The organism is Micromonospora purpureochromogenes, assembly GCF_900091515.1.
Taxonomy (GTDB): domain Bacteria; phylum Actinomycetota; class Actinomycetes; order Mycobacteriales; family Micromonosporaceae; genus Micromonospora; species Micromonospora purpureochromogenes.
The window spans coordinates 4,977,632-4,989,603 of record NZ_LT607410.1 but is presented as its reverse complement, the minus strand read 5'-3'; the positions used below and the strand labels follow the sequence as shown (position 1 = coordinate 4,989,603).

The following is an 11,972-nucleotide window of genomic DNA, read 5'->3' as shown; positions in this document are numbered from 1 at the left end:
AGCTCGTCGCCGCGCTGCGCAGCTCGCTCAAGGAGACCGAGCGGCTGCGCGCGCAGAACCGGCGGCTCACCGCGGCCGCCCACGAGCCGGTCGCGATCGTCGGGATGAGCTGCCGCTTCCCCGGCGGGGTGAGCACGCCGGAGCAGCTGTGGCGGCTGGTCGCCGACGGGGTCGACGCGATCGGCGACTTCCCCGACGACCGGGGCTGGAACGTCGACGAGCTGTACGACCCGACCGGCGAGCGGCCGCACACCAGCTACGTCCGGCAGGGCGGGTTCCTCACCGACGCCGCCGCCTTCGACCCGGCGTTCTTCGGGATCAGCCCCAACGAGGCGACCGTCATGGACCCGCAGCAGCGGCTGCTGCTGGAGTGCGCGTGGGAGGCGTTCGAGCGGGCCGGCATCGACCCGGGCACGCTGCGCGGCAGCCGTACCGGGGTGTTCGCCGGGTTGATGTACCACGACTACGCCAGCAGCCACGCCACCGGCTCGGTCGCCTCCGGCCGGGTGGCGTACGCGCTGGGGCTGGAAGGGCCGGCGGTCACCGTGGACACCGCCTGCTCGTCGTCGCTGGTCGCGTTGCACCTGGCGGTGCAGGCGCTGCGGTCGGGGGAGTGCACCCTGGCGCTCGCCGGTGGCGCGGCGGTGATGGCGACGCCGGAGGCCTTCGTCGAGTTCAGCCGCCAGCGGGGGTTGGCCCCGGACGGCCGGTGCAAGTCGTTCGGCGCGGGCGCCGACGGCACCGGCTGGGGCGAGGGTGCCGGCTTTTTGCTGGTGGAACGCCTCTCCGACGCCCAGCGCCTCGGCCACCCGGTGCTCGCCGTGGTGCGCGGCACGGCCGTCAACCAGGACGGCGCGTCGAACGGCTTCTTCGCCCCGAACGGCCCCGCCCAGCAGCGGGTGATCCGCGCCGCCCTCGCCTCGGCCGGCGTCCCGGCCGCCGAGGTGGACGTCGTCGAGGCGCACGGCACCGGCACCACCCTCGGCGACCCGATCGAGGCGCAGGCCCTGCTCGCCACGTACGGGCAGGACCGGCCCGCCGACCGGCCGCTCCGGCTCGGGTCCATCAAGTCGAACCTCGGGCACACCCAGGCCGCCGCCGGCGTCGCCGCCGTCATCAAGATGGTGCAGGCGATGCGGCACGGGATGATGCCCCGCACCCTGCACGCCGAGGAGCGCTCCCCCCAGGTGGACTGGTCGTCCGGCGCGGTCGAGCTGCTGACCGAGGCACGCCAGTGGCCGGCGGACGGGCACCCGCGCCGGGCCGGCATCTCGTCGTTCGGCCTCTCCGGCACCAACGCCCACGTCATCGTCGAACAGGCCCCGGAGTCCGCCCCGCAGCCGGACGCCGACGTGCCCTCGTCGCTGGTTCCCTGGGTGCTGTCGGCGAAGTCCGACCCGGCGCTACGGGAACTCGCGGACCGCTTCGCCGGCGTCGCCGCGCACCTCGCGCCGGTGGACCTGGGGGCCGCGGCCCGGACCCTGGTCACCGGCCGGGCAGGGTTCGGCCACCGGGCGGTGGTGCTTAGCGCGGACCCGGCCGAGCTGTCGGCGGGACTGGCCGCGGTGGCGGCGGGCGAGCGGACGCCGAACGCCGTCTCCGGTGTGGCCGGGACCGCCCGGTTGGCGGTGCTGTTCACCGGTCAGGGCGCGCAGCGCCTGGGGATGGGTCGCTCGCTGCACGCGGTGTTCCCGGTGTTCGCCGCTGCTTTCGACGCGGTGGTGGCCGAGCTGGACGCGCACCTGGATCGGCCGTTGCGTGATGTCGTCTGGGGTGATGACGAGGAGCTGATCCGGCGGACGGGTTACGCGCAGGCCGGGTTGTTCGCCGTTGAGGTGGCCCTGTTCCGGCTGGTGGAGTCGTGGGGTGTGCGGGCCGATTTCGTGGCGGGGCATTCGATCGGTGAGTTGGCCGCGGCGCATGTGGCTGGGGTGTTGTCGTTGGCGGATGCGGCTCGTCTGGTGGCGGCGCGGGGTCGGTTGATGCAGGCGTTGCCCGAGGGTGGGGCGATGGTGGCGGTGCAGGCGTCGGAGGAGGAGGTGCGGGCGGCGCTGGCGGGTCCGGGTGTGGTGGTCGGGTCCTTTGGAGCTGATGTCGTAAGCGATTCAGCCGCCACCGCCACCGCCACCGCCACCGCCACCGGCCTGGCGGCAGGTGCTGGTGTGGGCATCGCGGCGGTCAACGGCCCTCGGTCGGTGGTGATCTCCGGCCCCGAAGCGGCCGTGCTGCACGTGGCGGAGCACTTCACCAAGCAAGGTCGCAAGACGACGCGGCTTCGGGTGAGTCACGCGTTCCACAGCGGGCTGATGGACCCCATGCTCGACGAGTTCCGGGCCGTCGCCGCGGAGCTGACCTACGCCGAGCCGCAGCTCCCAATCGTGTCCAACCTGACCGGCGCTCTCGCCACCACCGAGCTGACCGACCCCGACTACTGGGTGCGCCACGTGCGCGAGGCGGTCCGCTTCGCCGACGGCATCAGCGCCCTGCATGAGGCGGGAGCCACGACCTTCCTGGAACTCGGCCCGGACGCCGCACTCACCCCGATGATCGAGGGCATCCTCACCGACAAGGTCACCGTCGTGCCCAGCCTGAGGCGGGGACACGATGAACAGCGGCAGACCCTGAGCGCCCTGGCCAGGCTGCACGTCACCGGCACCACCGTCGACTGGACCCCGCTGCTCCCGCAGACCGGCCGCACCGTCGAGCTGCCCACCTACCCCTTTCAGCGGCAGCGGTACTGGCTGCACACCCTCGACTACCTCGCCGAGTCCTGGCTGGCCGGCGCGCTCGGCGACGACCCGGCCGCGCTCGGCCTGACCCCCGTCGACCATCCGCTGCTGCGGGCCGCCGTGGCCACCGCCCAGGCCGACGGTCTCGTCCTCACCGGCCGGCTGTCCCAGCAGGCCCAGCCCTGGCTCGCCGACCACGACGTGCTCGGCACCGTGCTGCTGCCCGGCACCGGCCTGGTCGAACTCGCCCTGCGCGCCGGCGAGGAGGCCGGCTGTCACCGTCTCGACGAGCTGACCCTCACCGTGCCGCTGGTGCTGCCCGAACGTGGCGACGTCATGGTGCAGGTGGTCCTCGGCGATCCCGACAGCGACGGGCGTCGCACCGTCGGCGTCTACTCCCGGGCCACCGGCGGCCGCTGGACGCTGCACGCCGACGGGCTGCTCGCCGCCGACGCCGCCGAGCCGTCCGTCGACCTGACCGCCTGGCCGCCGCCGGGCGCGACCCCACTCGACACCGAGGGCGCGTACGAGCGGTTGCGCGGGCGGGGGTACGCGTACGGGCCGACGTTCCAGGGGCTGCGGGCCGCCTGGGAACGCGGCGACGAGCTGTACGCCGAGGTGGCCCTGCCCGACGAGGCGCACCCGGACGCCGCCCGGTTCGGCCTGCACCCGGCCCTGCTCGACGCCGCCATGCACGCCTCCCTGCTCCAGGACCACGACGGCTCCGGGGCGACGCTGCTGCCGTTCGCCTGGAACGGCGTCTCCCGGCACGCCGTCGGCTCCACCGCGCTGCGACTGCGGATGGCGCCCACCGGCCCGGACAGCGTCACCCTCACCGTCGCCGACCCGTCCGGGCAGCCGGTGCTCACCGTCGGGTCGCTGGTGTCCCGGCCGGTCTCCGCCGCGCAACTCGACGGCGTCCGGGCCGGCCGCGACCAGGTGCTGCACCGGGTGCGCTGGCAGTCGGCGGCCACCCCGGACGGGGCGCCGGACCCGTCCCGCTGGGCGGTGGTCGGCGACGCCGTCGCGGTGCCGGGAGTGCCGTCGTACGCCGATCTGGACGCGGTCGGCGCGGCGGCCGACGTACCGGAGGTGGTGCTGCTGCCGCTCGCTGCCGGCGACGGCGACGTGTCGACTGCGGTCCGGGAGGTGACCGGGGCGGCGCTGGCGGCCGTGCGGGCCTGGCTGGCCGACGACCGGTTCGCCCACTCGCGGCTGGTGCTGCTCACCCGGGGGGCCGTGGTCACCGGCCCCGACGACCGGGTGGCGTTGGACCAGGCGCCGGTCTGGGGCCTGGTCCGGGCGGCGCAGGCGGAAAACCCGGAACGGTTCGTCCTCGCCGACACCGACGGCCGGCCGGAGTCCTGGGCCGCGCTGCCGGCGGCCCTCGCGGCGGGCGAGCCGGAGCTGGCGCTGCGCGCCGGCCGCCTGTTCGTGCCCCGGCTCGTCCCGGTGTCCGACGCCGCGACGCCCGGGACCGCCGCCGCCGCAGCCGCTACGACGCCCGGCGACACCGCCACCGACGCCGGTACGCCCGAACGCGCCGGGACGGACCCCGGCACGCGCGACCACCGCGCGATCGGTGGCGACCAGGTGACCGCCGGCACGGCACTGGTCACCGGGGGAACCGGCGGGCTCGGCGCGCTGGTGGCGCGGCACCTGGTCACCGTGCACGGCGTCCGCCACCTGGTGCTCACCAGTCGGCGCGGGCCTGCCGCCCCCGGCGTGGACGCGCTGGTCAACGAGCTGACCGCGCTCGGCGCGACGGTACGCGTGGCGGCCTGCGACGCCGCCGACCGGGAGGCCCTGGCCGCCGTGCTGGCCGACATCCCCGCCGCCCACCCGTTGCGGATCGTGGTGCACGCCGCGGGGGTCGCCGACAACGGCGTGGCCGCCACGCTCACCCCGGAACGGCTCGCGGCCACCCTCGCGCCCAAGGTGGACGGTGCCTGGCACCTGCACGAGCTGACCCGCGAGGCGGACCTGTCCGCGTTCGTGCTCTTCTCCTCCGCGGGCGGGCTGGTGCTCGCCGCCGGCCAGGCCGGCTACGCGGCGGCGAACGTCTTCCTCGACGCGCTCGCCGAGCATCGGGCCGCGCGGGGACTGCCGGCGACCTCGCTGGCGTACGGGCTGTGGGGGACCGACGCGGGACTGGGTGCCGCGCTCAGCGACGCCGACCTGGAACGGATGGCCCGACAGGGCTTCCCCGCGCTCACCGAGGCCGACGGGCTGGCCGCGTTCGACACCGCACTGCGGGACCGGCCGGTCACCCTCGTCCCGCTCCGGATCGACCCGGCCGCCGTGCGCACCGACACCGGGATTCCCGCGCTGCTGCGCGCCCTGGTCCGGGCGCCCCGGCGGTTGCGCCGGGCCACCGACACCCCGGCCGCCGCCGGGCGGTTCGCCGGCCTGTCCGGGCCCGACCGGCTCCGCGCCCTGCGGGACCTGGTCCGCGCCCAGGTCGCCGCCGTCCTCGGGTACGACTCCGCCGAGGCGGTGGAGCCGGAGCGTGCCTTCTCCGAGCTGGGCTTCGACTCGCTGTCGGCGGTGGAACTGCGCAACGCGCTGGGTGCGGCGACCGACCTGCGGCTGCCCGCCACGCTGGTCTTCGACTACCCGACCGCCGACGCCGTCGCCGCGTACCTCGACTCGCTGCTCGGCGGGGTCTCCGCCGACGCGCCCGCCCTGGCCGGGCCGCGCCCGGTGGACGAGCCGATCGCCATCGTCGGGATGAGCTGCCGCTTCCCCGGCGGGGTCGGCTCGCCGGAGGAGCTGTGGCGGTTGGTCGCCGACGGGGTGGACGCGATCGCGCCGCTGCCCACCGACCGGGGCTGGGCCGACGACCTGTACCACCCGGAGCCGGGCCGCCCCGGCCGCTGCTACGCCCGGGCCGGCGGGTTCCTGCCCGACGCCGCCGACTTCGACGCCGGCTTTTTCGGCATCAGCCCGAACGAGGCGTACGCGGTGGATCCGCAGCAGCGGCTGCTGCTGGAGTGCGCCTGGGAGGCGTTCGAGCGGGCCGGGATCGATCCGGGCCCGCTCAAGGGCAGCCCCACCGGCGTCTTCGCCGGCCTGATGTACCACGACTACGGGTACGGCAGTTCCGCCGGCGGCAGCGCGGCGGCCGGCCGGGTGTCGTACGTGCTGGGCTTGGAGGGCCCGGCGGTGGCCGTCGACACCGCCTGCTCGTCGTCGCTGGTGGCGTTGCACCTGGCGGTGCAGGCGCTGCGGTCGGGGGAGTGCTCGCTGGCGCTCGCCGGCGGCGTGACCGTGATGGCCACCCCCGAGATCCTGATCGAGTTCTCCCGGCAGCGCGGCCTCTCCCCGGACGGCCGGTGCCGCTCCTTCGGCGCGGGCGCCGACGGCACCGGCTGGGCCGAGGGCGCCGGCTTCCTGCTGGTCGAGCGCCTGTCCGACGCCCAGCGGCTCGGCCACCCGGTGCTGGCGGTGGTGCGGGGCTCGGCGGTAAACCAGGACGGCGCGTCGAACGGCTTCTTCGCGCCGAACGGTCCGTCGCAGCAGCGGGTGATCCGGGCCGCCCTGGCGTCGGCCGGCGTCCCGGCCGCCGAGGTGGACGTGGTGGAGGCCCACGGCACGGGTACGACCCTCGGGGACCCGATCGAGGCGCAGGCGCTGCTGGCCACCTACGGTCAGGACCGGCCGGCGGACCGTCCACTGTGGCTGGGGTCGATCAAGTCGAACCTGGGGCACACCCAGGCCGCCGCCGGTGTCGCCGGCGTGATCAAGATCGTGCAGGCCATGCGGCACGGCCTGATGCCGCCGACGCTGCACGCCGAGGAGCGCTCGCCGCAGGTGGACTGGTCCGCCGGGGCGGTCGAGCTGCTGACCCGGCCCCGCGAGTGGTCGGCGAACGGGCATCCGCTGCGGGCCGGCATCTCCTCCTTCGGGCTCTCCGGCACCAATGCGCACGTCATCCTCGAACAGGCCCCGCCGCCCCCGACCACCCCCGGGAAGCCGGCAGCCGGAACGCAGGGACCGCTGCCCTGGCTGCTCTCCGCCCGCTCCGAGATGGCGCTGCGGGCCCAGGCCGCCCGGCTGCACCGGCATCTGTCGGTCCGGCCGGAGTTGCGGCCGCCGGACGTGGCGTACTCGCTGGCGACCGGCCGCGCCGCCCTGGAACAGCGGGCCGCCGTGCTCGGCGCCGACCGCGACGAATTCCTCGCCGGGCTGGCCACCCTCGCCGACGGCGGGGCGGCGGCGACCGTCCTGTCGGGGGCGGCCCGGGCCGGGCGGCTGGCGGTGCTGTTCACCGGTCAGGGTGCGCAGCGCCTGGGGATGGGTCGCTCCCTGCACGCGATGTTCCCGGTGTTCGCCTCGGCCTTCGACGTGGTGGTGGCGGAGTTGGACGTGCACCTGGACCGGCCGTTGCGTGATGTCGTCTGGGGTGAGGATGAGGAGCTGATTCGGCGGACGGGCTACGCGCAGGCCGGGTTGTTCGCCGTTGAGGTCGCCCTGTTCCGGCTGGTGGAGTCGTGGGGTGTGCGGCCGGACTTCGTGGCGGGGCATTCGATCGGTGAGTTGGCTGCCGCGCACGTCGCTGCGGTGTTGTCGCTGTCGGACGCGGCGCGTCTGGTGGCGGCTCGTGGGCGGTTGATGCAGGCGTTGCCGGCCGGTGGGGCGATGGTGGCCATTCAGGCGTCGGAGGAGGAGGTGCGGGCGGCGCTGGCGGGTCCGGGTGTGGTGGTCGGGTCCTTTGGAGCTGATGTCGTAAACGATTCAGCTTCCACCGGCACCAGCACCAGCACCAGCACCAGCACCGGCACCGGCACCGGCACCGGCACCAGCACCAGCACCGGCACCGGCACCAGCACCGGCACCAGCACCGAGGACGGCGTCGGCCGGATCGCTGCCAACGGCATGGGCATGGGCATCGGCGCGGGCACGGGCACGGGCACCGGCACCGGCACCGGCACCGGCCTGGCGGCAGGTGCTGGTGTGGACATCGCGGCCGTCAACGGCCCCCGGTCGGTGGTGATCTCCGGCCCGGAAGCCGCCGTGCTCACGGTCGCCGAGCACTTCACCAACCTGGGCCGCAAGGCCACGCGGCTTCGGGTGAGTCATGCGTTCCACAGCCAACTGATGGACCCGATGCTCGACGAGTTCCGGGCCGTCGCCGCGGAGCTGACCTACGCCGAGCCGCAGCTCCCGGTCGTGTCGAACCTGACCGGCGCTTTCGTCACCTCCGAGCTGACCGACCCCGACTACTGGGTGCGTCACGTCCGGGAGGCGGTCCGCTTCGGCGACGGCGTCAGCGCCCTGCATGAGGCGGGAGCGACGACGTTCCTGGAACTGGGTCCGGACGCCGCGCTCACCCCGATGATCCAGGGCATCCTCACCGACGACGCCACGACCATCCCCACCCTGCGGCGGGGACACGACGAACAGCGCCAAGCCATGACCGCCCTGGCCAGGCTGCACGTCACCGGCACCGCCGTCGACTGGACCGCACTGCTCACCGGCACCCGCGTCGAGCTGCCCACCTACGCCTTCCAGCGGCAGCGCTACTGGCGCCCGGAACGGCCCGGCGGCGAGGGGGCCACCGCGGCCGGCCTCGCCGCGACCGAGCACCCGCTGCTCGGCGCGTCGGTCACCGTCGCCGACACCGACGGCGTGCTCTTCACCGGCCGGCTCTCCGTCGACAGCCAGCCCTGGCTCGCCGACCACACGGTCGGCGACACCGTCCTCTTCCCCGGCACCGGCTTCGTCGAGCTGGCGGTCGCCGCCGGCGAGCGGACCGACGCGCCGGTGGTCGAGGAGCTGATCCTGCACGCACCGCTGATCCTGCCCGAGAACACGGCGGTCACCCTCCAGGTCGCCGTCGGTCCACCCGACGAGGGCGGCTCCCGGTCCGTCACCGTCCACTCCCGCAGCGGCGAGGCCGACCCATGGATCCGGCACGCCGACGGCCGGATCGGTGCCGGCGGCACGGCGCCCGCCGTGGACCTGACCGCCTGGCCGCCGCCGGGCGCGACCCCGCTGCCCACCGGCGACGCGTACGAGCGGATGGCCGAGCGCGGCTACGGCTACGGCCCCACCTTCCAGGGGCTGCGCGCCGCCTGGCAGCGCGGCGACGAGCTGTACGCCGAGATCAGCCTGCCGGACGCCGCGCACGCCGAGGCCGAGCAGTTCGTGCTGCACCCGGCCCTGCTCGATGCCGCGCTGCACGTGCTCGGGCTCGCCGACGGCGACGCCGACGACCAGGGCGGCACCATGCTGCCGTTCTCCTGGAACACGGTCACCCCGCACGCCACCGGCGCCCGGGGGCTGCGCGTCGCGATCCGCCCGACCGGGCCCCGCGAGGTCTCGCTCGACCTGGCCGATCTGTCCGGCGCGCCGGTCGCCGCCGTCGGCTCGCTCGCCCTGCGGGAGGTTGCCGCGGCGCGGCTCCGGGCCGCCGCTCCGGGCCGGCAGGACGGCCTGTACCGGCTCGCCTGGACCCCCGCCGAGCTGTCGACCGCCACCACCGGCACCGGGTGGGCCGTCATCGGCCAGCCCGGCTCTCACCACGCCGCGTCCGGCACCGACACCGGTCCGGCGAACGCCCCGACTCCTGCCGCTTCCGGCATCGACGCCGTTCCGGCGACCGCCCCGGACCTTGACCCGCTCGGCCGGGCCGTCGGCCCGGCGAACGACGGGGATCTCGCCGCGCTTGGCAGCAACGGCGGCCCGGCACACGACCGGAATCTGGCCGCGCTCGGCGGGGACGGCGCCCCGGCGAACGACCGGAATCTCGTCCTGCGCGGCGACGGCGGCCCGGCGAGCGACCTGGATCTCGTCCCGCTCGGCGGGGACGGCGACCTTCCCAGCTACCCGGATCTCGCCGCGCTCGACGCCGCCGTGGACGCCGGCCTTCCGGCGCCCGACGTGGTGCTCTTCCGGGTCCCCCGCCCGGAAACCCCACTCGCCGCCGCCGACCGCACCGAGCCGAACACCGGCGTCAACGTCCTGGCCGGTGTCCGCGGCTGCGTGTACGAGGTCCTGGCCCTCGTTCAGGGCTGGCTCGCCGACCCCCGCTTCACCGGGGCCCGGCTGGTCCTGCTCACCGAGGGCGCGGTCGGCGCCGACGGGGCGGACGTGGCGCTGACCCAGGCGCCGGTCTGGGGCCTGCTCCGGGCCGCGCAGGCGGAGAACCCTGGCCGCTTCGTGCTGCTGGACACCGACCGGGCCGCCGCCTCCCGGGAGGCCCTCGCACCCGCCCTGGCCAGCGACGAGCCGGAACTGATGATCCGCTCCGGCCGAGTCCTGGTGCCCCGCCTGGTCCGCGAGCCGTACGCCCCGGCCGACACCCCGGCCGGGCTGGACCCTGACGGCACCGTGCTGATCACCGGTGGCACCGGTGGGCTGGGCGCGCTGGTGGCCCGGCATCTCGCCGGGGCGTACCGGATCAGGCACCTGCTGCTGACCAGCCGGCGCGGGCCGGCGGCGCCCGGGGTGGACGAGCTCCGCGCCGACCTGGCCGCGCTCGGCGCCACCGTCGATGTGGTGGCCTGCGACGTGGGCGACCGCGACCAGCTCGCGGCGCTGCTCGCCGGCGTGCCCGACCGGCGTCCGCTGACCGCCGTGGTGCACGCGGCAGCGGTGGTGGACGACGGGGTGGTGGGCTCGCTGACCCCGGAGCGGATCGACGGGGTGCTGCGCCCGAAGGTGGACGCCGCCTGGCACCTGCACGAGCTGACCCGCGACGCCGGCCTGGCCGCGTTCGTGCTCTTCTCCTCGGCCGGCGGGCTGGTGCTCGCCGCCGGGCAGGGCGGGTACGCCACGGCGAACGTCTTTCTCGACGCGCTCGCGCAGCACCGGGTGGCGGCCGGCCTGCCCGCCACGTCGGTCGCCTACGGGCTCTGGGGCACCGACGTCGGCCTGGGCGCCTGGCTCACCGAGGCGGACCTGCACCGGATGGCCCGGCAGGGCCTGCCCGCGCTGACCGTGCCGGAGGGGCTGGCCGCCCTCGACACCGCGCTGCGCAGCCCCCGTGCCACGCTGGTGCCGGTGAAGGTCGACGTGGCGGCGCTGCGCGCCCGTGCCGACGAGCCGCCCGCGCTGCTGCGGGGTCTGCTGCCCCGGGTACGCCGGCGCAGCGCCGCGGCCGCCGTCGACCCGCAGTGGTTCGCCCGCCGGCTCGCCGGGCAGTCCCCGGCCGAACAGGAGCGACAGGTCACCGAGCTGGTACGCGGCCACGCCGCCGCCGTGCTCGGCCACGACGGCCCCGAGGCGGTCGACCCGGAGCGGGACTTCCTCGAACTGGGCTTCGACTCCCTCGCCGCGGTGGAGCTGCGCAACCGGCTCAACGCGGCGACCGGGCTGCGGCTGGCCCCGATGGCGGTGTTCGACAACAAGAATCCCGCCGCGCTGGCGCGGCACCTGCGGGCCGAGCTGGCCCCGGCGGCCGGCGGCGCGCCCGCCCCGGAGCCGGCCGGAGAGCCGGACACCCTGGCCGGGCTGTTCCGGGCGGCGGTGCTGGGCGACGAGGTGCTCAAGGGCTTCAACCTGCTGCGGGCGGTGGCCGACCTGCGACCCCGGTTCACTTGCGCCGCGGATTTCGGGGCGCTGCCACCGGGCGCCACCATGGCCGACGGCCCCGGGTCACCGGTGCTCATCGGGATCAGCACCCCGATGGCCACCGGCGGCCCGCACCAGCACGCCCGGCTGGCCGCCGCTTTCCGTGGCCGGCGTCCGATGGTCTCGCTGACCAACCCGGGCTTCGTCGCGGGGGAGCGGCTGCCCGACTCGGTGGACGCGGTGGTCGACGTGCTCGCCGAGAGCGTCGTCCGGGCCGCCGCCGGACGCCCGTTCGTCCTCGTCGGCTACTCCTCGGGCGGGACGCTCGCCTACGCCACCGCCGGGCACCTGGAACGGAGCCTGGGGGTGCGCCCCGCCGGGGTGGTGCTGATGGACACCTACCGGGTCGACACCGACGACCGGGACCAGTCCCGACTGATGGAGCAGCTCACCGTCGGGTTGGTCCAGGCCGACGCCCGCTTCGGGATGCTCAACAGCGCTGCCCTGTCGGGGATGAACCGCTACTTCGACCTGGTGCCCCGGTTCCGGCTGGACCCGGTCGAGGCGCCGGTGCTCTTCGTCGGCGCGGCCGAGCCGTTCGCGCCCGACGCGGCCGACGACGGCCCCTGGCAGGCCCGGCCCTGGGAGCCGACGCACGAGTACCGCACCGTCGCGGCCACCCACTTCACCATGATCGAGGACCGGGCGGCGGTCGCCGCGGCGGTC

1 pseudogene is annotated in these 11,972 nt (G+C 75.8%); it reads left to right on the top strand.

Annotated features, from left to right (window positions below):
* Positions 1-20: 20 nt before the first annotated feature.
* Positions 21-11,951: pseudogene (locus GA0074696_RS22930) on the top strand (type I polyketide synthase); the annotation flags it as partial.
* Between the last annotated feature and the right edge of the window lie 21 nt (positions 11,952-11,972).